Genomic DNA, 26,113 nt, shown 5'->3' on the forward strand with positions numbered 1-26,113 from the left:
TAAATTTCCCAGATCGCAAGCTCATTTCAGGCGTCGACAGCGATGGTCAGCGTTTCCTTGATCTCCTCCATGACCACATAACTTTTCGACTGCACGGCGCCCGGCAGTTGCAGCAGGATGTCGCCGAGCAGCTTGCGGTAATCGGCCATTTCACCGATGCGCGCCTTGATCAGGTAGTCGAAATCGCCGGAAACGAGATGGCATTCCAGCACCTCGGGAATGCGCTGCACTTCGCGCCGGAACTGCTCGAACATGTTGCCGCTTTTGTGGTCGAGGGTGATCTCGACGAACACCAGCAGCGACGCGCCCAACTGATGCGGATTTACCCGCGCGTAATACCCCGCGATCACCTGATCGCGCTCCATGCGTTTCACGCGTTCGATGCACGGCGTCACCGAAAGCCCGACCTGCTCGGCCAGGTCTTTCATCGCCATGCGTCCGTCCTGTTGCAGGATCTTCAAAATCCGGCGATCGATCTTGTCGAGTTCTCGTACTGAATTTCGTTGTGTTCTCATTTTTTTCCACTGAAAAGTGAATAAATACAATAACAAAAACTGCCTCAGTGTCAATACTATAGTCGATACCACTATGTAACCCGCTACTCACATTGGCTTCAGGCAAAACGAAGCGAATGACCGGCGGACACACTTTGCACGGAGCAAGGCATGCGAGTCGTAATTCTGGGAAGCGGTGTTGTCGGTGTCACGAGCGCCTACTATCTGGCGCGCGCGGGGCACGAAGTGACCGTGATCGATCGTGAGGCGGGACCGGCGCTCGAAACGAGTTTCGCGAACGCGGGGCAAATTTCGCCCGGTTACGCATCGCCGTGGGCCGCGCCCGGCGTGCCGCTGAAAGCAATGAAATGGATGTTCGAGAAGCACGCGCCTCTCGCTATCCGCCTGGACGGAACGTCGTTTCAATTGAAGTGGATGTGGCAGATGCTGCAGAACTGCACGCAAGCGCGCTACTCGGTCAACAAGGGTCGCATGGTGCGCCTGGCCGAATACAGCCGCGATTGCTTGCAGGCGTTGCGTGCGGACACCGGCATTAACTATGAAGGCCGCACCGGCGGCACGCTGCAGGTTTTCCGGACCCAGCAACAACTCGATGGCGCCGCCAAGGACATCGCCGTATTGCGTGATGCGAACGTGCCGTTCGAATTGCTCACGCCGGCTGAGTTGCACAACGCGGAACCGGCGCTTGCCGCCGTGTCGCACAAGCTGACTGGCGGCTTGCGCCTGCCGAACGACGAAACCGGCGATTGCCAGAAATTCACCACTCGCCTCGCCGCGATGGCCGAACAGCTAGGCGTGAAATTTCGCTACAACACGCCAATCGATGCGCTCGCGGTAAGCGGCGGCCGCATCGCTGGCGTGCAATGCGGTGGTGAGACCATTCGCGGTGATTCGTATGTTGTCGCACTCGGTTCCTACTCCACGAAACTGCTGGGCAGTCTTGTCGATATCCCCGTGTATCCGCTGAAGGGTTATTCGATCACGGCGCCCATCGCGAACGAGAGCGCCGCGCCGGTTTCCACCGTGCTCGACGAGACGTACAAGATCGCGATCACCCGTTTCGATGACCGGATTCGTGTCGGCGGAATGGCCGAGATTGTCGGCTTCGATAAATCGCTGAAGCAGGCGCGTCGTGAAACGCTGGAAATGTGCGTGAACGACCTGTTCCCCGGTGGCGGGGATACCGCGAAGGCATCGTTCTGGACTGGCTTGCGCCCGATGACGCCGGACGGCACGCCGATCGTTGGCCGTACGCCGCTGCCGAATTTGTTCCTCAACACGGGGCATGGCACGCTGGGTTGGACCATGTCGTGCGGCTCGGGACAGTTGCTGGCCGACTTGATCTCGGGCAAGCAACCGGCGATCCAGTCCGACGATTTGTCGGTGCATCGGTATTTCGGCGAAACGCGTACGGGCACGCGACCGTCGTATGCAGGTGCGTGAGTTGGATTTTCAGACGTAGCGTTGAGAGCGGGCTTCAGGGATATGCCGTGTCCGCAAAAGCTGGGAGATCTGCACCCCAAAAGTTGGATACCAGTCCAACCTTTGGGGTGTTTTCTTTGATGGCACCGGCAAAGAGAGCACGAAACAGTCGGCGCCCTTGCCTGGCCGTTTGATGAATTTACGCTCCAAAAGCATGAACGTTCTGCTCGGTCTCTTCTTAGGTTGCCTAACCTGTCAAAGCAGCTTCGTAGTCCTGGCCGCCATAAAACACACCAAGAATGGTCGGCTGATCCGCTTCCACGGCGAAGGCAATTACCGTACGGCCACGATAGTTCGTAATGCGCAAGCCGGGCCGTATATCGTCGCGCTGAGTCCCGCGATTCGGGAAGCTCTGCAAGCTTTCGCAATAAGACACAATGGCATCGATATAACCGGCCGCCACAGTCGAAGAAGCAGCTTCTGCGATGTATTGCTCAAGGCTGTCGAGTTGCTCCAAAGCCTCCGGGGCGAACTTGACACCGAATGACTTCATCCGGCTTTAGGCCCGTGCTTTTCGTTTGGCGACCAGAGCCGCCCTCACCTGGTCCACCGTCAACGCGCGCGAAGGATCTGCCTTGAGCGCGTCATATGCCGGACCGACTTGGTCACGTAGCCAAGACTCCACTACGCGGTCGCGGGCAGCCAAGGTACGCAACCCATCGCGGATAACTTCGCTATCAGTGGCGTACTCGCCGCTCTCAACTTTGGCGCGGACCAGTTCAGCCAGTTCGTTCGGCAAGGTGATGCTGAATTGTTGGGTGGAACGCATGTTGGTTACTCCGACGAATCGAATAGGATTTAATCCTACACCACTTCGAGTGTCGTTGCCGTTCCGACCGAATGCTAGTACCCCAACGCGGGAGCGTGGGAAGAGTACCCGTCGTCTCCAGGTCCCCAAAGTCCCGAAAGGGCGGCTCGCCCACCTCAGTGGAAGCACTCGTTCGGACTAAACCCACATCGCGAAAAAGGCTGCGGATTTTTGCGTTTAGCTGCAGGTTTTCCTTTTTGTTGAAACCCACCCAGACAAAAGCCGGGGTGGCATTTTTTGCCAGACCCGGCTTAACCTCAGCCAATCAAAACTGATCCTCGCTCAGCGCGAGATACCCTTCCTTCCCGTTGCCGCTGACTACCGACGCTTCGATGCCCGGCGCTTGCGACAAAACATGCTCCGCGAAAAACTGGGCCGTCGCGATCTTGGCGCCATAAAACGCTTCGTCCTCGCCACGCTTGTCCGACGCCACCAAAAGCGCCCGCGCCATTTGCCATCCACCGAACACGATTCCGGCCAGCTTCAGATACGGCACGCTGCCGGCAAAGACCGCGTTCGGATCGCTTTTCACCTTCGCGACCATGAACTCGACCACGCGCGCCAGCGACAGGCTACCCGCGCTCAAATGCCGATGCATCGACGTGAACGCCTGCCCCTCGCGATCGGCCAACAGCGCAATCGTCTGATCCATTTGCGCGAAAATCGCCTGCGCTGTCGCGCCGCCGTCACGCACGGTCTTGCGGCCAATCAGGTCGTTAGCCTGGATCGCGGTTGTGCCTTCATAGATGGTGAGAATGCGCGCATCGCGGTAATACTGCGCCGCGCCCGTTTCCTCGATGAAACCCATGCCGCCGTGAACCTGCACGCCAAGGCTCGCGACATCGATGGAAAGCTCCGTGCTCCAGCCCTTAACGATCGGCACAAGGAACTCGTAGATCGCCTGATGACTGGCTCGCGCGGCTTCATCGGGATGATGATGCGCAAGGTCGCAATGCGCCGCCGCGACGTAAGCCAGCGCGCGTGAGGCTTCGGTCAGCGCACGCATGGTGGAGAGCATGCGGCGCACGTCGGGGTGGTGAATGATCGACACCGGCTGTTTGGCGGAGCCATCGACAGGCCGGCTTTGCACCCGATCTTTCGCGAACGCGACGGCCTTCTGATACGCCCGCTCCGCTACACCCACGCCTTGCAAACCGACCGCAAAACGCGCCGCGTTCATCATGATGAACATGTACTCCAGCCCGCGGTTTTCTTCACCGATCAACTCGCCGATAGCGCCGCCATGATCGCCGAATTGCAGCACGGCGGTCGGACTCGCCTTGATCCCAAGCTTGTGTTCGATCGATACGCAATGCACGTCGTTGCGAGCGCCGAGCGTGCCGTCCGTACCGGTGAGAAATTTGGGCACCAGGAAGAGCGAGATGCCCTTCACGCCTTCGGGCGCGTTGGGCGTACGCGCCAGCACGAGATGGACGATGTTCTTCGCCATGTCGTGCTCGCCGTAGGTGATGAAGATCTTCGTGCCGAAGATCTTGAACGTGCCGTCGCCTTGCGGCTCGGCGCGTGTGCGCACCAGCGCGAGATCCGAACCGGCTTGCGGCTCGGTGAGGTTCATCGTGCCGGTCCATTCACCCGAAATCAGCTTGGGCACATAGAGCTGTTTCTGCTCCTCGGTCCCCGCAGTAAGCAGTGCTTCGATAGCACCATCGGTGAGCAGCGGACACAGCGCAAACGACAGGTTCGCCGCGTTCAACATTTCGATGCAGGGGGTCGCGATCAGCTTGGGCAAGCCCTGGCCTTCGTACTCGACCGGATGCAGTACGCCTTGCCAGCCGCCCTCGCCGAACTGGCGGAATGCTTCCTTGAAACCGGGCGTGGTCGTGACTTCGCCGTTCTTCCAGAAGCTCGGGTTCTTGTCGCCTTCGAAGTTCAACGGCGCGACGACTTCGTTGTTAAAGCGCGCGGCCTCTTCGAGTACGGCCTGCGCGATGTCGAGGCCGGCATCCTCGAAACCCGGCAACGCCGCGATGGATTCTATGTCGGCTAGTTCCTTCATCACGAACAGCATGTCCTTGACGGGTGCGCTATAGCTCATGTCTTGTCTCCCCCAACAGATGTGAAAAGGGGCGCACGTATGTCGCCCCTTTGCTTTTTTCCGGCCGATGGCGCTAAGAACGATCAGCCTAGTTCTTTCACGAGCTCCGGTACGACCGTGAACAAGTCGCCCACGAGGCCGTAGTCGGCCACGCTGAAGATCGGCGCTTCGGCGTCCTTGTTGATCGCGACGATCACCTTGCTGTCTTTCATCCCGGCCAAGTGCTGGATCGCGCCGGAGATGCCGACTGCGACGTACAAGTTAGGCGCCACGATCTTGCCGGTTTGGCCAACCTGATAGTCGTTCGGAACGAACCCCGCATCGACCGCTGCACGCGACGCGCCCAGCGCCGCACCGAGTTTATCGGCCAGCGGTTCGAGCACTTTCGTGTAGTTCTCGCCGCTGCCCAAACCCCGTCCACCCGACACAATGATCTTCGCCGACGTCAGTTCCGGCCGGTCCAGCTTCGTCAACTCGCGGCTCACGAACTTGGAGATACCCGCGTCGGCCGATGCCTCGATCTTCTCCACCGATGCACTGCCACCTTCTGCCGCCACCGGATCGAAACCCGTGGTGCGAACCGTGATGACCTTGATCACATCGCTTGATTGAACGGTGGCGATTGCGTTGCCCGCGTAGATCGGACGCTCGAAGGTATCAGGCGAATCTACAGCCGTGATGTCGCTGATCTGCGCCACATCCAGATGCGCCGCAATACGCGGCGCGATGTTCTTACCGTACGGGGTCGCCGGAGCCAGGATATGCGAGTAGTTCTTCGCGATCTGGACCACGGTTCCGTCGATGTTCTCAGCCAGGCCATCGGCGAGTTGCGGGGCATCGGCGAGCAGCACTTTCGCTACGCCCACAATCTTCGCTGCTGCATCGGCCGCTGCTTGCGCGTTCGAACCGGCGATCAGCACGTGGATATCGCCACCGATCTTTTGCGCTGCCGCGATAGTGTTCAACGTCGCCGATTTGATCGACGCGTTGTCGTGTTCTGCAATTACAAGAATGGTCACTTTGGAAACTCCCTCACAGAACCTTGGCTTCGGTCTTCAACTTCTCGACCAGCGTCTTCACGTCCGGCACCTTCACGCCTGCGGAGCGCTGCGGCGGTTCGGCAACCTTGAGCGTCTTCAGGCGCGGCGTAACGTCGACACCCAGGTCTGCGGGCTTGAGCGTTTCCATCGGCTTTTTCTTCGCCTTCATGATGTTCGGCAGCGTCACGTAACGCGGCTCGTTCAGGCGCAAGTCCGTGGTAACCACGGCGGGCAGCGTCAGCGACAGCGTTTCCGACCCGCCATCGACTTCCCGCGCGACCGTGGCTTTGCCGTCGGCGACCGTCACCTTCGAGGCGAACGTCGCTTGCGGCAAACCAGCCAATGCGGCAAGCATCTGACCCGTTTGATTCGAGTCGTCGTCAATCGCTTGCTTGCCGAGGATGATGAGTTGCGGCTGTTCTTTATCGATCAGCGCCTTCAGGATCTTCGCGACCGCCAACGGCTGCAATTCCTCAGTCGATTCGACCAGGATCGCGCGATCCGCACCGATCGCCAGCGCCGTGCGCAGCGTTTCCTGACATTGCGTCACGCCGCACGACACCGCGATCACTTCCGTCGCCACGCCCGCTTCACGCAGGCGCACGGCTTCTTCCACGGCGATTTCATCGAACGGATTCATCGACATCTTCACGTTCGCGATGTCCACTCCACTGCCATCCGTCTTTACCCGGACTTTCACGTTGTAGTCGACCACGCGTTTGACTGGCACCAAGATTTTCATGCACACGCTCCTAAGTTACGAATACATCATCCCAAGCCCATTATAACGAGTGACTCCCGCCGCCGAATGCTAACGGCGACTCGGCAGGAGTCCGTCAGGCTTTGCACAATCAGTAGACGCCTAATTTTTACAGCACGATCGTTCTATTTTATACATGGAATGGCATGGATGCAATCGGCGATGCGCTCTAAACGATACATTTGCGAGCTTTCCATCATTGCATCGGGACTATCATCTGCGGAATTCCGATTTCGCCGCAGGCCATGCAAAAAACCCCGCACAGCACGTATTCGACCAGCAGCATTGTCACCGCCGATGGCATCGGCCTTCACCTTCATCGATGGCAAGCCGCCGCCACATTCCCCAAACCGCTGGCGCGAATCGCGCTCGTGCACGGGCTGGCCGAACATGCGCGCCGCTACGACGCCTTCGCGCTGCGCCTGAATGCGGCGGGCATCGAATTGATGGCTGTGGATCTGCGTGGCCACGGCAAGTCGCCGGGCGAGCGCGTGTGGATCGACTCTTTCGACGACTACCTGGTCGATACCGACGCCCTGCTTGATGTTGCGGACACGACGGCGCCGCTCGAGATCCCGCTGTTCCTGATGGGACATAGCATGGGCGGCGCCATCGCAGCGCTTTACGCAGCCGAGCGCCTGCCGGGAAGCGGCCGGAAGCTGGCCGGACTGATCCTGTCGAGCGCCGCGCTTAAAACCCCCGCCGACGCGCCGCGCTGGAAGCTCAAGCTGGGCGGCCTGATCAGCCGCGTGATGCCACGCTTTCCCGCCCTGACTATCGATCCGGCCACGTTGTCCCGCGCACACGGCGTGGTCGAGGCGAACCGGCGGGATCCGCTGGTGCATCATCGAGCGATACCGGCCAGGACCGCGTCGCAGATCGTGGCCGCCATGCGTCGCATCGAGGCAAAACGCGCGTCCATCAACCTGCCGTTGTTCGTGTTTCACGGCACGCAGGACGCGCTCACCAATCCCGACGGCAGTCGCGAATTCGAAGCCAGCACGGGTTCTACGGATACCACCCTGCTGATCCTGGAAGGCAGTTATCACGAGACGCTCAACGATCTCGACCGCGATCGCGTGATCAAGGCGCTGATCGACTGGACGCTCGTGCGTGCCGAACTTGGGCGTGGGGATTCAGGCTTGTCCTGAGGCAACGACTTAGATATCGGCCAGCGCACGCACATGCGCGACCACGCTGCGCCCAAGCGCCGACAGGTTGTAGCCACCCTCCAGACTGCTGACTATCCGGCCCTGCGCATGCCGCTTGGCCACCGCGCGGATCTGCTCGGTCAGCCACGCGTAATCTTCCTCGACAAGACCCATGTTGCCGAGATCGTCTTCGCGATGCGCGTCGAAACCTGCGGAGACGAAGATCATCTGCGGCTTGAATTCATCGAGTCTCGGCAGCCACATCATGTCGACGGCCTCGCGCACAGCCATGCCTTTCGTACGCGCGGGCATCGGCAGATTGACCATGTTCGATGCGTGATTGTCCGCGCCGCTGTAGGGATAGAACGGGTGCTGGAAAAAGCTGCACATCAGCACGCGCGGATCGCCCGAGAACGCGGCCTCCGTGCCGTTGCCGTGATGCACGTCGAAATCGATGATAGCCACGCGCTCGAGCCCGTGCACTTCAAGCGCGTGACGCGCCGCGATCGCGATGTTGTTGAAGAAGCAGAAGCCCATCGCGCGCGCCGGTTCCGCGTGATGCCCGGGCGGCCGTACGCTGCAAAACGCGTTGTCGTAGGTGCCTGCGATAACGGCGTCGGTGGCGGCGACCGCCGCGCCCGCTGCACGCAAAGCCGCGTGATAGGAACCCGGCGACATCATCGTATCCGGGTCGATTTCCGCGAGGCCGACTGACGGCGCGCTCTCCTTGACGAAATCGATATGCGCCTGGGTATGAACCCGCGCCAAGTCTTCTTCGCTTGCGAGCGGCGCTTCTTCACGCCCGATCAGGGTGTCGATACGGCTGGCGATCAACTGATCCTCGATCGCGTGAAGGCGCGCGGGGCACTCGGGATGCCACGGCCCCATGTCGTGAAGAAGGCAATCTGAGTGGGTATAAAAGCCGGTAGCCATGATGGGTTTCGCAGCCGGGCGAGCCGTGCCGCGTGTCTCGTGTCGTTCAAATGTTTTTGTCGGTCGCGGTGGCCGCCCCAACTGCCGCTCGCCAGTTAGCGGCCGAACGCCGCGCCGCGCGGGTTCTTGTTAAGTTACCACATTGGAAATGGCGCGACCGGCCGGCAACTGCTTTTGCAGCGCCCAGGCCCACTCGCAGCGGCTTTCAGGATAGCCGCGAAAACGCGTCGGTTATACTGATCCGACTCTCGTATGCCCTGCGCGTTTTTCCAGCGCGCCTCGCGTTACATCGCCACAATTACGCACACTATGAACTTCAAGTTTGCTTCGACCGTCTTGCCTCTTTCGACGCGAACCGCGCGCCGTGCCTCAGTCGCCACCCTTGTTTGCGCATTCGGCACACTCAGTATCGGCCAGGCAGTTGCGCAATCCCAGCCTCAATCCGTACCCGCGCAAGGGCAGATGTTCGAAGAGGAGATCATTCCGCAGCGTTACGCGAACAATCCGAATGTGGACGCGTTCATCAACGACCTCGTTGCGCGTTATGACTTCGATTCCGCCGCCTTGCACGACCTGTTCAATCGCGTGAGTTATTCGGCGACGGCCGTGAAACTGGTCCTGCCCTCGCCGACGCCCGCCACGAAGAACTGGCGCGCGTATCAGGCGCGTTTCGTGGAGCCGGTGCGTATTGCCGCCGGCGTGAAATTCTGGCGCGCAAACCAGGCTGCTTTGCAGCGCGCGTCGGATCAGTACGGCGTGCCGCCTGAAGCGATTGTCGGGATCATTGGTGTGGAAACCATCTACGGCAAGTACATGGGCAACTTCCGCGCGCTCGATGCACTGACCACGCTGACCTTCGATTACCCCGACACGCCGAACCGCGCCGAACGCCAGGCGACGTTCCGCAAGAATCTCGAGGATCTGCTGGTCTGGACGCACGACCAGCAGATCGATCCAACCACCGTGCTCGGTTCGTACACGGGCGCCATCGGCATTCCGCAATTCCTGCCGAGCAGCATCGTGCAGTACGCGGTGGATTTCGACGGCAACGGGCACATCGATTTGCGGACCAGTCCCGCCGATGCCATCGGCAGTGTCGCGAACTATCTGAAGCAGCACGGCTGGGAATCAGGTCGGCCGGTGGTCTGGAAGATTGCCGGCGACACCGGCAGCCAGGGCATTGCGCAAGCCGCAGCCGATGGTCAACCCGAGCCGCACTGGTCGCTCGCGCAGCTCACGAAAGCCGGCATGCTGATGAGCGAGCCGGGGCTCAACACCGAAGCGCAAGCGGGTACGCCGGTGACCGTCGTCGACTTGCCAACGCCGGGCCGCGCGACCGAATACACGCTTGGCTTGAAGAACTTCTACGTGCTTACGCGCTACAACCGCAGCTTCTTCTACGCGCTCGCTGTATATCAGCTTGGCGAAGCGGTGAAAGCGCAGATGGCTGCGGGAAATGCCGGCGTTTCAGCATCGCAATGACGTAGCCGTCGGGCGCTTTTGACTCGCGCATAATGCAAGAAGCCCGGTAGATACCGGGCTTTTTTGCTGTGACTTGAAGTTACGTCTCAGGCCGGGAACACACCCGTCGACAAATATCGGTCCCCGCGATCGCAGACGACGAACACGATGGTCGCATTCTCGACCTGACGGGCCACGCGCAACGCCACTTCGCATGCGCCCGCCGCGGAAATTCCGCAAAAAATGCCTTCCACCGATGCCAACCTCCGCGCCATTGCTTCGGATGCGGCCTGGCTGACGCTTTCCGTGCGGTCCACGCGGCTGCGATCGAAGATTTTCGGCAGATAGGCTTCGGGCCACTTGCGGATGCCGGGGATACGCGAGCCTTCTTCCGGCTGCGCCCCGATGATCTCGATGTTCTCGTTCTTTTCTTTCAGGTATTGCGACACGCCCATGATGGTGCCGGTCGTGCCCATGGCGGACACGAAATGCGTGATGCGGCCTTCGGTGTCGCGCCAGAGTTCCGGGCCGGTGGTCTCGTAGTGGGCGAGCGGGTTATCCGGGTTCGCGAACTGATCGAGGATGATGCCCTTGCCATCGCGCTGCATTTGCTCGGCGAGATCGCGGGCGTATTCCATGCCGCCGGTGACCGGCGTGAGCACGATTTGCGCGCCGTAGGCCGCCATGCTTTGGCGGCGTTCGATCGACAGGTCCTCCGGCATGAGGAGCACCATCTTGTAGCCGCGAATGGCTGCAGCCATGGCAAGTGCGATACCGGTATTGCCGCTTGTCGATTCGATCAGCGTGTCGCCGGGCTTGATGCGCCCGCGCTCTTCCGCCTTCTTGATCATCGACAGTGCCGGACGGTCTTTCACGGAACCCGCAGGGTTGTTGCCCTCGAGCTTGCCGAGGATCACGTTGTTGCGGCTGCGGATTTCATCGTCCGGGATGCGGACCAGTTGCACCAGCGGCGTATTGCCAATGGTGTCTTCGATAGTCTTGTAAGCCATAGCGGTCGTGGGGTTGCTGCGGTCGATAAGCTGTTGATTGTAGCCCAGCGGGTTTCCGGGTGCCGGGCGTCCCTATTGGACAGAGGGGATGAAGCGCCGGCGCTTTGGAAGGCTGAAGGCTGGTCAGCGAACGAAGGCGCATCAAGTCGACCGGCGCGGCGACCGATGCGCCATACCGCCTTACTTCTTGACGACGACTGCACCGGCAGCCGGCTTGGCGCCGGCGCCGGCACCTGCAACCGCCGCAGGCTTTCCGCCCGGTCCAATGGTCAGCCCTTCGGCCTGCAAGCGCTCGACCGTCTTGCCGCCCATGCCCTTGACGCGTTTGCTCAACTCGGCCGCGTCTTTAAACGGACCATGTGCTTCGCGTTCATCGAGAATGGCTTTCGCCTTGGCGGGTCCAATGCCCTTGATGCCACGTAACGCATCGGAATTGGCGCTGTTGATATCCACGGCAGCAAACGCCGAACCAATCGACACAGCGAGCGTGAACGCCGCGAGAAGCTTCTTGATCATGTGAGTCTCCCTTGAAAAACCGGTCCGCGAAGATTGCTGACCGGGAGACCCAGTGTATGAAGATAACGAACCCTTTTAAAGCTGACCGAATAGCCAACGCACGTAGCGATCGACCCCTTCCTGAACCGTCAGGAAGGGCGCGTCGTACCCGGCCTCGCGCAGCTTCGACTGGTTTGCCTGCGTGAAGCATTGGTACTTGCCGCGCAATGCGTCGGGGAACGGAATGTACTCAATCAACCCACTCTGCACCAGCTCCGCCAGCGACAACGGCGCTTCGCCGTCAATGGCCCGCAGCGAGTTCACCACCGTCGACGCAATGTCATTGAACGGCTGTGCGCGCCCTGTGCCAAGGTTGAAAATACCCGATGTTTCCGGATGATCGAAGAAGTGCAGATTGACCTTCGTCACGTCTTCCACCGACACGAAATCGCGCGTCTGCTCGCCCGCGCCATATCCGTTGTATTCGCCAAACAGCTTGACCTTGCCCTCGGCGCGGAACTGGTTGAAGTTGTGGAACGCAACGGACGCCATGCGTCCCTTGTGATTCTCGCGCTGCCCGTACACGTTGAAATAGCGGAAACCGGCAATCTGGGTGCGCGCTTTCGGCAAGATCTGGCGCACGATCTGATCGAAGAGAAATTTCGAATAGCCATACACGTTCAACGGCTTCTCGACGTCGCGACGCTCGACGAATTCGCTCGATCCGCCATACACCGCCGCCGACGATGCATACAGGAATTGCACGCCCTGCTCGAGGCATGTATCCAGCACGTCGCGGCTATAGCGGAAGTTGTTCTCCATCATGTAGCGGCCGTCGGTTTCCATCGTGTCCGAGCACGCGCCTTCGTGGAAAATCGCCCGGACCTTGCCGAAATCGCCGCGTTTGAAGCGCGCGACGAACTCGGTCTTATCGAGGAAATCGTCGACTTCGCAATCGACCAGGTTCTTGAATTTGTCGGCGCGCGTGAGGTTGTCGACGGCGATCACACGTTGCTCGCCACGCTCGTTGAGCGCCTTGACGATGTTGCTGCCGATAAACCCGGCCGCGCCGGTAACGATGATTGTCATGATGGTTTTAGCCGCTTATTCAGGCGATAGATCAGGCGATAGGTCAGCCGAAATGTCAGGCGAAAAGTTCGTTGTAGTCGACGGTTGCCGTACCCAGTTTCCCGACGACGATTCCAGCTGCACGGTTCGCGTAAGCGATGCAGTCCACCAGCGGCACACCCGCGCCCAGCATGGTTGCAACGGTTGCAATGACCGTGTCGCCGGCACCCGAAACATCATACACTTCGCGTGCATCAGCCTGCGTGTGGATCACCCGGTCAGCGGTGAAGAGCGTCATGCCCTCTTCCGATCGCGTCAGCAGCAACGCGCTGAGATCGAGCGATTCGCGCAGCGCCGTGACACGCGCGAGCAGGTCTTCTTCCGAGCTCCAGCGCCCAACCACTTCGCGCAATTCCGCGCGGTTCGGCGTGATCAACGTTGCGCCGCGATACCGGTCCCAGTCGTCGCCCTTCGGGTCGACCAGCACGGGTTTGCCGGCTCGCTTCGCATCCGCGATCATTTGCGTCACATGCGTCAGGCCGCCCTTCGCGTAATCCGACATCAGGATCACATCATGTTGCGGCAAGAGCGTTTCGAACCGGGCGAGACACGCGCTCAGGACTTCGTGCGTCGGCGAATTCTCGAAGTCGACTCGCAGCAGTTGTTGCTGCCGCGACAGCACGCGAAGCTTGATGGTCGTGAGCAACGCGGGATCGCGTTCGAGGAACCCGGTGACCCTGCTCTCGCCCAGCAATTCCACGATACGTTCGCCCGGTTCATCATGCCCGACCACGCACAGCAAACCCGCCTGCGCGCCGAGCGCAGCCGCATTGCGCGCCACGTTCGCGGCGCCGCCAAGCCGGTCTTCCTGCCGCTGTACATGCACGACCGGCACCGGCGCTTCCGGAGAAATGCGGTTCACATCGCCGAACCAATAGCGGTCGAGCATCACGTCGCCGACCACCAGCACACGCGCCGCCGCAATGCGCGCACGCGGAACCGGTGGGACGGGAGCGTGTCCAGCGACTGCGGGCACAGTTGCGTCAGGCGACAGGGAATTCGACATGGGGACGTCCTATTGCAAAATAGTCGATGCCGAGTTCCGCCATCGCTTCAGGTTCGTACAGGTTGCGGCCGTCGAAAATGACCGGCATCTTGAGTTCGCTTTTCAGATGCGCGAAGTCCGGGCTCTTGAATTCCTTCCACTCGGTCACGATCACGAGGGCGTCCGCGCCGGGCAACGCGTCCTTTTGTGAATCGACGAAATGCAGGCGTTCGAGTTGCTGCGGTTTATCGGCGAGATCGAGCGCAAACACGCGCCGGCTTTCCGCCAGCGCCACGGGGTCATACGCGCGCACCGTCGCGCCGCGCTCGAGCAGCGCGCCAATCAGCCGGCGGCTCGACGCCTCGCGCATGTCGTCGGTATTCGGCTTGAACGCCAGTCCCCACACGGCGAACGTGCGGCCGCGCAAGTCTTCGCCCATGCGCTTCGTGATCTTGCTGACCAGCACTTCCTTTTGCAGATCGTTCACTTCTTCCACGGCTTCGAGAATCCGCAACCGATGTCCGTTCTCACGCGCCGTCTGCGCCAACGCCTGCACATCCTTCGGGAAACACGAACCACCGTAGCCGCAACCGGCATACAGGAAGTGATAGCCGATACGCGGGTCCGAACCTATGCCGCGACGCACCGCTTCAATATCCGCACCCACGGCGTCGGCGAGATTCGACAAATCGTTCATGAACGAGATCCGCGTGGCGAGCATCGCGTTCGCCGCGTACTTCGTGAACTCCGCCGAACGCACATCCATATAGAGCGTGCGATCGTGATTGCGGTTGAACGGCGTGTAAAGACGCTTGATCTTCTCGCGCGCAATCTGGCCGGCTTCGTCGTCATCAACACCAAGCACGATGCGGTCGGGGCGCATGAAGTCATCGACAGCCGCCCCTTCCTTCAGGAACTCCGGATTCGATAGAACCGAAAAGCCGTTCTTCCCCGTCGGTTCGATTCCGCGCGCCTTCAGTTCCTGCTCGACTACATTGCGCACGTGCTGGGCTGTGCCGACCGGGACCGTCGATTTATCGACGATCACCTTGAAGCCGTTGGCATATCGCCCGATGTTGCGCGCCGCCTCGAGCACGTACTGCAAGTCGGCGGAACCGTCCTCGTCAGGCGGCGTTCCCACCGCGATGAACTGGATCTCGCCGTGCTCGACGCTTTCCTTGATGTCGGTCGAAAAACGGATACGGCCGGCCGCACGCGTACGTGTCAGTATCTCGTGCAAGCCCGGCTCGTGGATCGGCACGCCGCCGTTATTGAGGATCTCGATCTTGCGCGCATCGACGTCCAGGCACAGCACGTCGTTGCCAATTTCAGCGAGGCACGCGCCGGTCACAAGTCCGACGTAGCCCGTCCCGATGATGGATATTTTCATAAGCGTTCCGGAGAGACCGGTGATAGTCGTTGGATCAGGCTAAAACAGCCGCGGAGTCCTATGGCGTCGAACCTTGCGAATCCTGAATGAGCCGGGCCACGCGGGCCGCGCGCCGGTCCGTGCTCACGCAAGCCGCGTTCAGACGGATGCGGTGATCGGTTCGACGCGGCGTGGCGCATAGGTTTCCCAGCCGCTGCAGCCAGGACATTGCCAGTAAAAAAGACGCGCGCGGAAACCGCAATTCTGGCACGTGTAGCGCGGCAGGTTCTTGGTCCGCTGTTTGACGAGCGTGCGCATCAGTTCGAGTTCGCTGCGACGCGGTTCCTCGGCCGTAGCCACCTGCGCTTCCAGCAGCCGCGTCATGCCGGCGACATTCGGTGATGTCTGCATCTGGTGCCGGGCAAGCGCGTGGGCTGCGTCCATGCCGCGCAATTGTGAGACGTGCTTGAACGCCACGTCGAGCAGATCGTTCGACGGATAGCGATTCACGTAATCAACCAGCAGGTCGACGCCTTCAGCCGTCCGGCCGAGTTGTTCATAAGCCTGCACCAGCTTTTCGGCCACCAGTGGCAGATAGGCCGCATTCTGTTCTTCCACACGACGCCAGCATGCAATGGCGGCCTCGAGATCGCCGCCGGCGGCATCCACGTCGCCGACCAGGATGGTCGCCCGCACGTTATCGGGATTGGCCGCGAGTGCAAGCTTCAGCTCCGCGCGGGCGTCTTCCGGATTCTTGCGCTGCAGCGCTTCTTGCGCGAGTTCGCAATGGAACTGTGCGACCTCTTTCTCAAGCGTCGCCGCGCCCATTTCCTGGATCCGGCTGGCGGTTGCAATCGACTTGTTCCAGTCTTTCTCGATCTCGTAGATGGTCAGCAACGCCCGTTGCGCGCCGAGTGCATATTCGCCCGTTTCGAGCGACCGGAACGTTTCCTCGGCGCGATCCAGCAGACCCGCCTTCAGGAAATCCTGGCCGAGTTCGAACAGCGCGTGATCGCGTTCGGCGACCGGCAGATCGGCGCGGCCAAGCAGGTTCTGATGCACGCGAATCGCCCTGTCTGTCTCACCGCGGCGGCGAAACAGATTACCGAGCGCAAAGTGCAATTCGATGGTTTCAGGATCGAGTTTCGCAACTTCGATAAAGGCGTCGATGGCCTTGTCGTGTTGCTCGTTCAGCAGGAAATTGAGGCCGCGAAAATACGAGCGCGGCAGATTCGCGTTTTCGGACAGCAGCGTTTTCAGGTCATAGCGTGATGCCATCCAGCCGAGAGCGAACGCGACCGGAATGACAAGCAGCCACCAGAAGTCTAGATCCATGCGAATTCTTGAAAAGGGTTAAGGGCCTGAGCGAAGTGCCGGAAGCAGGCACGCGGCCGCGCTGGCACGGGGCTGGTCAGCGCATGGCCCGTCAGATCAGTGGCGGCATAGGCGGTTCCATCGGCACGACGGGGACATCGCGCGCCACGCGCAGTTCGCGTTTGAGCCGGGCATTTTCCATCCGCAGGCGAAACAACGATGGCAGCGACGACAGCAGCCCGGCAACCAGGCCGACGATAAAAAACGCCAGCCCGATCAGGATCAGCGGTGCCTGCCAGAAGTAGCCAGCGAGAAAATTGAGCGTCGCACTTTGCGTATTGGCCAACGCCAGCACGAGCAGGAGCACGAAAACCAGTACACGGATCAGCCAGACAAAAAATTTCATAAGGGTCTCTTTGACGGCAATAGCGGAACGACGCAGGAGACAACGCGGGCGGCGGGTATTAACCGATATCCACGGAGGACGCAATGCGCGGGCCACGCTGCCCTTGGTCGTTGGCGTCCGGTATTGTAATTGAAGCGTATGAGGCAATGCGCAACGGCTTGGACGTTAGGCCGATCAGCAGGGCGTTTGCGGCAGTTTACCGCTGCACGGTAACGCGAAAAATAACAATGACGAACAACCGTGCGCAACGGTAACGAGGTTAGCGCGCATTCGGCCGGGGCATAAAAAAAGCACCCTTGCGGGTGCTTTTTCCGGTCATTTGCCTCTGGCAGACTGCGGCGCGAGGCGGGATAGATCCGGACGCCGAGTCAAATATCGTCGTCTTCGTCAATGTCCTCGCTATCCGCTTCATTCGACTGCTTCAGCGGCTCGCCCGCACGGCCATCTACCCGTTCGCGCAACTCCTTGCCTGGCTTGAAGTGAGGCACGAATTTCTCCGGTACCAGCACCTTCTCACCCGACTTGGGATTGCGTCCAACGCGCGACGGACGACGATTGAGGCCGAAACTGCCGAAGCCGCGAATTTCGATGCGATGGCCGTTGGCCAAAGCGTCCGACATTGCATCGAGCATCGTCTTCACCGCGAAATCCGCATCTTTAAGAACAAGTTGCGGAAATCGCAGCGCCAGTTGGGCGACCAATTCCGATTTGGTCATGCTGCAGCAATACCTGCGGCTTAGCCGTTCTGGCCGTCGAGCTTGGCCTTCAACAGCGCGCCAAGGTTCGTCGTGCCGGTTGCAGCCGTGCTCGAGTCAGCCGAAGCCAGACCACGGATAGCTTCCTGTTGCTCAGCCGAATCCTTGGCCTTGATCGACAGGTTGATGCCACGCGACTTGCGATCGATGTTGATGATCATCGCGTTGACCTTGTCGCCTTCCTTCAGCACGTTGCGAGCATCTTCCACGCGGTCCTGAGCGATTTCCGACGCGCGGAGATAACCTTCCACGTCCGCCGTCAACGTCACGACTGCGCCCTTCGCGTCAACCGACTTGACCACGCCGTCAACCGTCGCGCCCTTGTCGTTCATTGCCACGAAGTTGCTGAACGGATCGCCTTCGAGCTGCTTGATACCCAGCGAGATGCGTTCCTTCTCGACATCGATGCCCAGAACGATAGCCTGGACTTCGTCGCCCTTCTTGTACTTGCGAACCGCTTCTTCGCCCGTTTCGCTCCACGACAGGTCCGAGAGGTGAACCAGACCGTCGATGCCGCCCGGCAAACCGATGAACACGCCGAAGTCGGTGATCGACTTGATAGCGCCTTCCAGCTTGTCGCCCTTCTTGAAGTTGCGGCTGAAGTCGTCCCACGGGTTCGGCTTGCACTGCTTCATGCCGAGGCTGATACGGCGGCGGTCTTCGTCGATTTCGAGAACCATGACTTCGACTTCGTCACCGAGTTGCACAACCTTCGACGGAGCAACGTTCTTGTTCGTCCAGTCCATTTCCGACACGTGGACCAGGCCTTCGATGCCCGATTCCACTTCGACGAATGCGCCGTAGTCGGTGATGTTCGTGACCTTACCGAACAGGCGCGTGCCCGACGGGTAACGGCGGGAAATGCCTTCCCACGGATCGTCGCCGAGTTGCTTGATACCGAGCGATACGCGGTTCTTCTCTTGGTCAAACTTGAGGATCTTCGCGGTAACTTCCTGGCCAACCGACAGCACTTCGCTCGGGTGACGCACACGACGCCAAGCGATGTCCGTGATGTGCAACAGGCCGTCGATACCGCCCAAGTCCACGAAAGCGCCGTAGTCCGTGATGTTCTTGACCACGCCTTCCACGATCGCGCCTTCCTTCAGCGTTTCGAGCAGCTTTGCGCGCTCTTCGCCTTGGGTAGCTTCGATCACGGCGCGGCGCGACAACACGACGTTGTTACGCTTGCGGTCAAGCTTGATCACGCGGAATTCGAGGGTCTTGCCTTCGTACGGGGTCGTGTCCTTGACCGGACGCGTGTCAACCAGCGAACCCGGCAGGAACGCGCGGATGCCGTTGACCATGACGGTCATGCCGCCCTTGACCTTGCCCGTGATCGTGCCGGTCACGAGTTCGTTGTTGTCGAGCGCTTTTTCCAGCGACAGCCACGAAGCCAGACGCTTCGCCTTGTCGCGCGACAGGATGGTGTCGCCATAACCGTTTTCCAGGGCGTCGATAGCCACTGAAACAAAGTCGCCCGCCTGCACTTCTACCTCGCCCGCGTCGTTCAGGAATTCTTCGAGCGGAATGTAGGCTTCGGACTTGAGACCTGCGTTGACAACCACGAAATTGTGGTCGACGCGCACGACTTCGGCGGAAATAACTTCACCCGCACGCATGTCCTGCTTGGTCAACGACTCTTCGAACAGAGCCGCAAAAGATTCGGTAATCGGGGTAGATGTTTGCAGGTCGGACATAAAAATCTATAGTTGCGCAGCTGCTTCGCAATGCCTGCCCGAACTGTTCGGGCCGATGACAAAAAAGGCGAACGCTACACGGGGTTGAGGGGTTTAAACACGCTCCATGTTTCTCATGGAGCTCCAAAGCAAAGCCTTCAAAATGTCGGCTTTTTCCAACAATTTCCTACTATCTACGCAGGAACCGCATTAAACCAACCGATGATCTGATCGACCGCCTGGTCGATGGATAACCCGGAGGTGTCCAGCGTCTTCGCGTCCACTGCGGGCTTGAGCGGCGCGGCTACACGGTTGCTGTCCCGTGCGTCCCGCTCGCGCAAATCTCGCAGCAAGTCTTCCATATTAGCAGAAAAGCCTTTTTGTATCAATTGCTTATGCCGCCGCGCCGCCCGCGCTTCATCGCTGGCCGTGAGAAACACCTTGAGCGTTGCATCGGGAAAAATAACGGTGCCCATGTCGCGGCCATCGGCAACCAGCCCCGGCGGCTTGCGGAACGCCCGCTGGCGCGCAATCAGCGCGGTCCTAACCTGGCCGTGAACGGCGATCGCCGAGGCGCGATTGCCGATTTCCTCGGCACGAATTTCTGTTGATACATCCACGCCGTCCAGCTGCGCACAGCCCTCCCGGAACGTGATGTGGAGTTCCGCGACGAGTTCGGCGAGCGCGTCGCCGTCCTCAGGTTCGATGTTGTAGCGCGCGCTCGCGAGCGCGGTGAGCCGGTATAGCGCGCCGCTATCGAGTAAATGGAAGCCTAGCGTGGCGGCGACTGACGCGGCGACGGTGCCTTTGCCCGAAGCCGTCGGGCCGTCGATGGTGATAACCGGAGTCTGGTGAAAGGGACGAGTGGGTTTCATCGGAGACGTCCGGATCGGCGGGCGGCTGCGCGCGGTGTCGAGGCTTGCATTGCTGTATGTGTATTGGTCATGGTCATCAGGCCTTCGCGAGCTTGGCGAACTGCTCGAAATAATCCGGGAAGGTCTTGGCGACACATTTCGGGTCGTTGATACGCACCGGCACGCCGCCCAAGCTCACGAGCGAAAAACACATCGCCATGCGATGGTCGTCGTAGGTATCAATAGCCGCATTCGGCGTCAATGCGGCCGGCGGCGTCACCACGAGGTAATCCGGGCCCTCCTCGATCGTCGCGCCGACCTTGCGCAACTCGGTCGCCATCGCGGCAATCCGGTCCGTCTCCTTCACGCGCCAGCTCGCAATATTGCGCAGCGTAGTCGTGCCGGTCGCGAACAGCGCGGCCACGGCAATGGTCATCGCGGCATCGGGGATCAGGTTGAAATCCATGTCGATGGCCATCAGCTTGCCGTCGTCGGATTCCACGCCGCGCACTTCGATCCAGTCGTCGCCCAGCATGACGTTCGCGCCCATGCGGATCAGCGCATCGGCGAAATTCACGTCGCCCTGGATGCTCGCGCGGCCCACGCCTTCCACGCGCAGCGGACCGCCGCCCAGCGCACCGGCCGCGAGGAGATACGACGCCGACGACGCGTCGCCTTCTACCGCAATCGTTCCCGGCGACGCGTAGCGCGCGCCGGCCGGCAGCGTAAAGCTCTTCCAGCCGTCGCGTTCGACGGTCATCCCGAAACGCTCCATCAGCTTGATCGTGATGTCGATATACGGTTTCGAAATCAGCTCACCGTCCACTTCCACCACAATCGGGCCGCGCGTGTTCTGCGCCATCGGCAAGCTCATCAGCAACGCGGTCAGGAACTGGCTGGAGACATCGCCACGCACGCGGATCGGCTGGTCGACGGCAATGTCAGCGGGGTGAATCCGCAGCGGCGGGAAACCATCGTTCGCTTCGTAATCGATCTTCGCGCCAATCTGTCGCAGGCCATCGACGAGATCGCCGATCGGCCGTTCATGCATGCGCGGCACGCCATGCACGCGATATTCACCGCCGTTCAACGCGAGCGCGGCCGTGAGCGGACGTACTGCCGTACCGGCATTGCCAAGAAAAAGCTCCGCCGATTTCACCGGAAAGCGCCCGCCGGTGCCTTTCACGACACAGCGCTCGCCATCGTTGTTCACCTCGACGCCCAACGTATTGAGCGCCGCGAGCATCACGCGGGTATCGTCGGAATCGAGCAGGTTCGTGATCACCGTTTCGCCCTCAGCCAGCGAGGCGAGCAGCAGGACACGGTTAGAAATGCTCTTCGATCCGGGCAGCCGGACCGTGCCGGACGCACGCGAAAAAGGTCCGAGATCGAGGTGTTCCATGATTAAGTCCAGTTAGCTATTGTGCGGATTCATCGGCGGCTTTGATCGCGCCGCCTTGTTGCCACTCGCTCCGCGCGGTGCGCGAGCGTTCGAAGGCAGTTTCGAGCGCGGCGCCGTCGGACGTGTCGATGGCCTGGCGAAAACGCGCCAGCACGTTGGTATAGGTATCGATTTCGGTCAGCAGCGCCGCCCGGTTCGCGATGCACACGTCGCGCCACATTTCCGGACTAGACGCCGCGATCCGCGTGAAATCGCGGAAACCACCGGCAGCGAATGAGAATTTGAGCGCGGCGTCAGGCGCTTGCAGAATCATCTCGACGAGCGCGAACGACAACACGTGCGGCAAATGGCTCACCGATGCAAACACGCTGTCGTGCTGCTCAGCCGTCATTCGATGCACGTTGGCACCGGTCGCGAGCCACATCGCAGCGACACGCTCCACCGCGTCCGCCGGGTTCTCCGGCAACGGGCACAGCACGACGTTCCGATCAACATAGAGATCGGGTATGGCGGCGTCCGGTCCACTCGATTCCCGGCCGGCGATTGGATGCCCCGGCACAAACTGCGCAACACGGTCGCCCAACGCTGCACGTGCAGCCGAGACAACGTCATTTTTTGTGCTGCCTGCATCGGTCACGATAGTGCGCGCGTCGAGAAACGGCGCAATCCGCCGCAGCAGCGGCTCGGTTTGCGCGACCGGCGCGGCGATCAGCACGAAGTCGGCGTCACGCAGCGCGAGTTCGAGCGCACGGTCGTCGTCGAGAAGCACGGCCGAATCGATCAAGCCGAGTTCCAGCGCGCGCTCCACGGACTTCATCGAGCGTCCGACGCCCACGACTTCACCCGTCGCGCCAGCGCGTTCACGCAAGGCGCGCGCGAGTGATCCGCCGATCAGGCCGACACCAAAAATGACGATTTTATTGAAAGAGAATGCGGCCACGAGACATCGATGAAAACGCGCCTTTCGGCGCGAGGGGTGAGCAATCGAACCAACCCGTGCTTTTTTTGAAAAGCACGGGCGAAACAGAAACAATCAAGCAGTGGCAGCCAACGACTTTTCGAGCGCCGCGATAAACGCGTCGTTCTCTTCCGGCAAGCCGATCGTGACACGCAGCCACGGCAACAAACCGTAGTTGGCGACCGGGCGCACGATCACGCCCTGCTTGAGCAACGCGAGATTCACACGCTGCCCGGCGGCGTCGTCATTACCCACGCGCACCATCACGAAGTTGCCATCGGACGGGACGTATTCCAGGCCGAGTTTGTCGAAGGCTTCTGTCAGCCGGCGATAACCCGCCGCGTTGATCTCGGCGCTCTTCGTCAGAAATGCGGTGTCCTTCAACGCGGCGATCGCGGCGGCTTGCGCCATCGAATTCACGTTGAACGGCTGGCGCAGGCGATTCAGCAGATCGGTTTGTTCCGGCTGCGCAATCGCGAAACCCACACGCAGTCCGGCCAGTCCGAACGCCTTTGAAAACGTCCGCGACACAAGCAGATTCGGATAACGGCGCACCCATTCGATGGAATCGTAGCGCTTGTCCTTCGACAGGTATTCCGTGTACGCCTCGTCCAGCACGATCGCCACGTGACGCGGCACGCGTGCGATAAACGCTTCAAGCGTCCGGCCATCGATAAACGTACCCGTCGGATTGTTCGGATTCGCGACGAACACGAGACGCGTGTCGTCGGCGATGGCTGCGAGCATCGCTTCGAGATCGTGACCGTACTTCACGGCCGGCACGACGATCGCACGCGCGCCCAGACCTTGTGTGGCGAGCGCATAGACCGCGAACGAGTATTGCGCATAGACAATCGACTGACCCTTTTCGACGAACGCGTGCGCCGCAATTTCGAGGATGTCGTTGCTGCCGTTACCGAGCGTGATCCATTCCGGCGGCACGCCGTAGCGCTCGCTCAACGCGGCCTTCAGGTCGAAACCGTTCGAATCCGGATATCGGCCGAGCTCCTCGATCGCTTGCGCCATCGCGAGCTTCGCGGACTCAGGCATGCCGAGCGGATTTTCATTCGACGCGAGCTTCACGATGTCCGCTTCGTTCAGTCCGAATTCACGCGCCACTTCCGAGATCGGTTTGCCAGCAATGTAAGGCGCGATCGCGCGCACGTAGGAAGGGCCGAATTGCGATGTCATGTCTTCTCCAACGGTTTTTAAGGGGCTCAACTCAGCGATCGCGCGGGTACGAGCCGAGGATCTTCAGGAACTCGGCTTTTTCGCCCAGTTCGTGCAGCGCGGCGGCGACCGGCGCGTCGTCGCGATGTCCTTCCACGTCGATATAAAAGTAGTACTCCCACGTGCCCACGCGCGCGGGACGCGACTCGAAACGGGTCATCGATACCCCGTGACGCGCCAGCGGTTCCAGCAATTTCAGCAACGCGCCTGGCTCGTTCGCCACCGACACGATCAGCGACGTCTGGTCGTGGCCGCTCACGCCCGTGCGCTCCTTGCCGATCATCACGAAGCGCGTGCGGTTGTGCGGGTCATCCTGGATCAGCGCGCTCACCACGCCGAGTCCGTAATGTGTGGCAGCACGGTCCCCTGCGATAGCCGCAATAGTCGGATCGCCCACCGCGAGCCGCGCCGCTTCCGCATTGCTCGATACCGCCTGACGCGCAAGCGTGGGCGCATTCGCCGTCAGCCAATGCTGGCATTGCGCGAGCGCTTGCGGATGCGCGAACACGCGCGTGACGCCATTCAGGCTGCCGGACACCGTCAACAGATTGTGATGAATCGGCAAAGCCAGTTCGCCGCTGATCACAAGCGATGTTTGCAGCAATAGATCGAGCGTTCGCGAGACCGCGCCTTCCGCGGAGTTCTCAACCGGCACCACACCAAATTCGGCAGCGCCGGCTTCAACCGAGCGAAACACTTCATCGATGGAAGGACACGGCACGCCTTCGATCGAATGTCCGAAATACTCGAGCATCGCCTGCTCGCTGTAGGTCCCGACCGGACCGAGATACGCCGCGCGCAGCGTCTGTTCAAGCGCGCGGCTCGCGGCCATGATCTCGCGCCAGATCGAGCTGATGTGATCATCGGCAAGCGGCCCTTCGCTCATTTCCTGGAGGCGCGCAATGACCTGCAACTCGCGTTCGGGGCGAAACACCGGCGCGTTGAAATGCTTCTTCACCTCGCCCACTTCAAGCGCCACGGCGGCGCGCTGGTTCAGAAGCGCGATGAGCTGCGCGTCGAGCGCATCGATGCGCTCGCGCAGCGGGATGAGTCGTGAATTAAGGTCGTCGTCCATGCGTTGGTTGAGATGAGTCGATCCGGCTTGGGTACCCAAGTATCGGATGGGAGGCCAGGCGCGATTTCAGGCACTGGCCCGCTCGAATTCCTTCATATACTCGACGAGCGTCTTCACCGCTTCGAGCGGCACCGCGTTATAGATGGACGCGCGCATGCCGCCGACCGACTTGTGGCCTTTCAGCTGCAGCAGGCCGCGCGCTTTTGCGCCGGCCAGGAATGCTTCGTTACGGGATTCGTCGGCGAGAAAAAACGGTACGTTCATCCTCGAGCGCGACTGGCGCTCGACTTTATTCAGATAGAAACTGCTGGCGTCGATGGTGTCGTACAGCAGCGTCGACTTTTCGATGCTGCGCGCTTCCATGGCTTCCAGCCCACCCTGCTTCTTCAGCCACTGGAACACCAGTCCGGCAATATAGATGGCGTAGGTAGGCGGCGTGTTGTACATGGAATTGTTCGCGGCGACCGTCTTCCATTCGAACGCCGACGGGCAGATAGCCAGCGCACGATCAAGCAGATCCTCACGCACGATCACGACGGTGACGCCCGCCATGCCGATGTTCTTCTGCGCGCCGCCAAACAACACGCCGTATTTCGCGATGTCCATCGGGCGGGAAAGAATGTGCGACGACGCGTCGGCGACCAGCGGCACCGAACCGAGATCGGGAATCTCAAAGGTCTCGACGCCGTCGATCGTTTCGTTCGTGCAGATATGGACGTAGGCCGGATCGTCGGAAAGGCGCCATTCGCCGACCTTCGGTGCGTGCGTGAACCCCTGCTCCGTCTTGCCGTTCGCGGCGATGTGCGGCGTGCCGTACTTCTGCGCTTCCTTGAAGGACTTCTGCGACCACGAGCCCGTCACAACGAAGTCCGCGGTTTTACGTGCCCCGAGCATGTTCAGCGGGACGATCGCGTTCTCGCCTATGCCGCCGCCCTGCAGGAACAGGATCCTGTGCGACGCGGGGACTTTCAGCAGATCGCGGAGATCGGTGAGCGCAGCTTCATGGATGGACATGAACTCGGCTCCACGATGACTCATTTCCATCACGCTCATGCCGCTGCCATGCCAATCGAGCATTTCGTCGGCGGCTTGACGGAGTACTTCTTCGGGCATTGCTGCAGGACCAGCGGAGAAATTGAAGACGCGCATCTGATAAACACCCCGAAAAACCGGACGCAATAAAGAGAACGCCAGCGAGAAAAGTTGAATAAAGCCCGAATCTCGCCACGAAAAACAAATGGCTGTTTGCG

Annotated in this window: 25 protein-coding genes; 3 read left to right on the top strand and 22 right to left on the bottom strand. The window is 60.5% G+C overall.

All coding sequences use genetic code 11. From position 1 onward, the window contains the following. Nucleotides 1-26: 26 nt before the first annotated feature. The gene (locus tag ACSOSP_RS08125) at nucleotides 27-515 is read right to left on the bottom strand and encodes an Lrp/AsnC ligand binding domain-containing protein (protein ID WP_089163339.1); all 489 of its coding nucleotides are present in this window, start codon (nucleotides 513-515) and stop codon (nucleotides 27-29) included. A gap of 150 nt (nucleotides 516-665) precedes the next feature. Between ACSOSP_RS08125 and ACSOSP_RS08130 the strand changes: the two genes are divergently transcribed. Next, entirely contained in the window at nucleotides 666-1,958 is a 1,293-nt protein-coding gene (locus ACSOSP_RS08130; RefSeq protein ID WP_455310504.1) for a D-amino acid dehydrogenase, read from the top strand. Between the two features lie 226 nt (nucleotides 1,959-2,184). On the opposite strand, the gene ACSOSP_RS08135 is transcribed toward ACSOSP_RS08130, so the two are convergent. The 5 genes from ACSOSP_RS08135 to ACSOSP_RS08155 all read right to left on the bottom strand — a co-directional run bounded on the left by ACSOSP_RS08135 (nucleotide 2,185) and on the right by ACSOSP_RS08155 (nucleotide 6,643). Next, nucleotides 2,185-2,490: a type II toxin-antitoxin system RelE/ParE family toxin gene (locus ACSOSP_RS08135; RefSeq protein ID WP_455310506.1), complete on the bottom strand. Its 306-nt coding sequence runs from the start codon at nucleotides 2,488-2,490 to the stop codon at nucleotides 2,185-2,187. 6 nt (nucleotides 2,491-2,496) lie between these two features. Beyond that, nucleotides 2,497-2,766, bottom strand: a complete 270-nt coding sequence (locus tag ACSOSP_RS08140; RefSeq protein WP_455310507.1) for a ribbon-helix-helix domain-containing protein — start codon at nucleotides 2,764-2,766, stop codon at nucleotides 2,497-2,499. A gap of 304 nt (nucleotides 2,767-3,070) precedes the next feature. Beyond that, entirely contained in the window at nucleotides 3,071-4,861 is a 1,791-nt protein-coding gene (locus ACSOSP_RS08145) for an acyl-CoA dehydrogenase (RefSeq protein WP_455310508.1), read from the bottom strand. Nucleotides 4,862-4,944: 83 nt separating this feature from the next. Then, a complete protein-coding gene (locus ACSOSP_RS08150) occupies nucleotides 4,945-5,880 on the bottom strand; it encodes an electron transfer flavoprotein subunit alpha/FixB family protein (protein WP_455310510.1) in 936 nt (311 codons plus the stop codon). A 13-nt stretch (nucleotides 5,881-5,893) separates the two neighbouring features. Continuing rightward, a complete protein-coding gene (locus ACSOSP_RS08155) occupies nucleotides 5,894-6,643 on the bottom strand; it encodes an electron transfer flavoprotein subunit beta/FixA family protein (protein WP_455310511.1) in 750 nt (249 codons plus the stop codon). Nucleotides 6,644-6,906: 263 nt separating this feature from the next. Here ACSOSP_RS08155 and ACSOSP_RS08160 point away from each other — a divergent pair, with 263 nt between their 5' ends. Next, entirely contained in the window at nucleotides 6,907-7,812 is a 906-nt protein-coding gene (locus tag ACSOSP_RS08160) for an alpha/beta hydrolase (RefSeq protein WP_455310513.1), read from the top strand. A gap of 9 nt (nucleotides 7,813-7,821) precedes the next feature. Here ACSOSP_RS08160 and ACSOSP_RS08165 read toward each other — a convergent pair whose 3' ends face one another. After that, the gene (locus ACSOSP_RS08165) at nucleotides 7,822-8,745 is read right to left on the bottom strand and encodes a histone deacetylase family protein (protein ID WP_455310514.1); all 924 of its coding nucleotides are present in this window, start codon (nucleotides 8,743-8,745) and stop codon (nucleotides 7,822-7,824) included. Nucleotides 8,746-9,054: 309 nt separating this feature from the next. Here ACSOSP_RS08165 and mltB point away from each other — a divergent pair, with 309 nt between their 5' ends. Then, nucleotides 9,055-10,227: a lytic murein transglycosylase B gene (mltB, locus tag ACSOSP_RS08170; RefSeq protein ID WP_455310515.1), complete on the top strand. Its 1,173-nt coding sequence runs from the start codon at nucleotides 9,055-9,057 to the stop codon at nucleotides 10,225-10,227. An 86-nt stretch (nucleotides 10,228-10,313) separates the two neighbouring features. Here mltB and cysM read toward each other — a convergent pair whose 3' ends face one another. The 15 genes from cysM to serC form a co-directional block, all read right to left on the bottom strand. Further along, nucleotides 10,314-11,216: a cysteine synthase CysM gene (cysM, locus tag ACSOSP_RS08175; RefSeq protein ID WP_455310517.1), complete on the bottom strand. Its 903-nt coding sequence runs from the start codon at nucleotides 11,214-11,216 to the stop codon at nucleotides 10,314-10,316. Nucleotides 11,217-11,396: 180 nt separating this feature from the next. Next, nucleotides 11,397-11,732 carry a ComEA family DNA-binding protein gene (locus ACSOSP_RS08180; RefSeq protein ID WP_455310519.1) on the bottom strand — a complete coding sequence of 112 codons (336 nt, stop codon included), beginning with the start codon at nucleotides 11,730-11,732 and terminating at the stop codon, nucleotides 11,397-11,399. Nucleotides 11,733-11,807: 75 nt separating this feature from the next. Then, the gene (gene rfaD, locus ACSOSP_RS08185; RefSeq protein WP_455310520.1) at nucleotides 11,808-12,800 is read right to left on the bottom strand and encodes an ADP-glyceromanno-heptose 6-epimerase; all 993 of its coding nucleotides are present in this window, start codon (nucleotides 12,798-12,800) and stop codon (nucleotides 11,808-11,810) included. A 55-nt stretch (nucleotides 12,801-12,855) separates the two neighbouring features. Beyond that, nucleotides 12,856-13,845 carry a D-glycero-beta-D-manno-heptose-7-phosphate kinase gene (gene rfaE1 / locus ACSOSP_RS08190; protein ID WP_455310522.1) on the bottom strand — a complete coding sequence of 330 codons (990 nt, stop codon included), beginning with the start codon at nucleotides 13,843-13,845 and terminating at the stop codon, nucleotides 12,856-12,858. Then, the gene (locus ACSOSP_RS08195) at nucleotides 13,823-15,214 is read right to left on the bottom strand and encodes a UDP-glucose dehydrogenase family protein (RefSeq protein WP_455310524.1); all 1,392 of its coding nucleotides are present in this window, start codon (nucleotides 15,212-15,214) and stop codon (nucleotides 13,823-13,825) included. The genes rfaE1 and ACSOSP_RS08195 overlap by 23 nt, the downstream gene beginning before the upstream one ends. Before the next feature lie 138 nt (nucleotides 15,215-15,352). Then, nucleotides 15,353-16,528 (bottom strand): lipopolysaccharide assembly protein LapB, encoded by a 1,176-nt coding sequence (lapB, locus tag ACSOSP_RS08200; protein WP_455310526.1) that lies wholly within the window; start codon nucleotides 16,526-16,528, stop codon nucleotides 15,353-15,355. A 91-nt stretch (nucleotides 16,529-16,619) separates the two neighbouring features. Then, nucleotides 16,620-16,913 carry a LapA family protein gene (locus ACSOSP_RS08205; RefSeq protein ID WP_455310528.1) on the bottom strand — a complete coding sequence of 98 codons (294 nt, stop codon included), beginning with the start codon at nucleotides 16,911-16,913 and terminating at the stop codon, nucleotides 16,620-16,622. A 368-nt stretch (nucleotides 16,914-17,281) separates the two neighbouring features. Next, nucleotides 17,282-17,629, bottom strand: a complete 348-nt coding sequence (locus ACSOSP_RS08210) for an integration host factor subunit beta (protein WP_455310529.1) — start codon at nucleotides 17,627-17,629, stop codon at nucleotides 17,282-17,284. Between the two features lie 20 nt (nucleotides 17,630-17,649). Further along, nucleotides 17,650-19,365, bottom strand: a complete 1,716-nt coding sequence (rpsA, locus tag ACSOSP_RS08215) for a 30S ribosomal protein S1 (RefSeq protein ID WP_031361047.1) — start codon at nucleotides 19,363-19,365, stop codon at nucleotides 17,650-17,652. Nucleotides 19,366-19,538: 173 nt separating this feature from the next. Further along, nucleotides 19,539-20,219, bottom strand: a complete 681-nt coding sequence (cmk, locus tag ACSOSP_RS08220) for a (d)CMP kinase (RefSeq protein WP_455310531.1) — start codon at nucleotides 20,217-20,219, stop codon at nucleotides 19,539-19,541. A 76-nt stretch (nucleotides 20,220-20,295) separates the two neighbouring features. Next, entirely contained in the window at nucleotides 20,296-21,600 is a 1,305-nt protein-coding gene (gene aroA / locus ACSOSP_RS08225; protein ID WP_455310533.1) for a 3-phosphoshikimate 1-carboxyvinyltransferase, read from the bottom strand. Nucleotides 21,601-21,616: 16 nt separating this feature from the next. Further along, the gene (locus tag ACSOSP_RS08230) at nucleotides 21,617-22,540 is read right to left on the bottom strand and encodes a prephenate dehydrogenase (protein ID WP_455310535.1); all 924 of its coding nucleotides are present in this window, start codon (nucleotides 22,538-22,540) and stop codon (nucleotides 21,617-21,619) included. A 93-nt stretch (nucleotides 22,541-22,633) separates the two neighbouring features. Continuing rightward, nucleotides 22,634-23,749, bottom strand: coding sequence for a histidinol-phosphate transaminase (gene hisC / locus ACSOSP_RS08235; RefSeq protein WP_455310536.1), 1,116 nt, complete (start codon nucleotides 23,747-23,749; stop codon nucleotides 22,634-22,636). A 31-nt stretch (nucleotides 23,750-23,780) separates the two neighbouring features. After that, nucleotides 23,781-24,863, bottom strand: a complete 1,083-nt coding sequence (gene pheA / locus ACSOSP_RS08240) for a prephenate dehydratase (RefSeq protein WP_455310537.1) — start codon at nucleotides 24,861-24,863, stop codon at nucleotides 23,781-23,783. 66 nt (nucleotides 24,864-24,929) lie between these two features. Then, nucleotides 24,930-26,012: a 3-phosphoserine/phosphohydroxythreonine transaminase gene (serC, locus tag ACSOSP_RS08245; RefSeq protein ID WP_455310538.1), complete on the bottom strand. Its 1,083-nt coding sequence runs from the start codon at nucleotides 26,010-26,012 to the stop codon at nucleotides 24,930-24,932. Nucleotides 26,013-26,113: the final 101 nt, after the last annotated feature.

Source organism: Caballeronia sp. KNU42 (assembly GCF_053760385.1).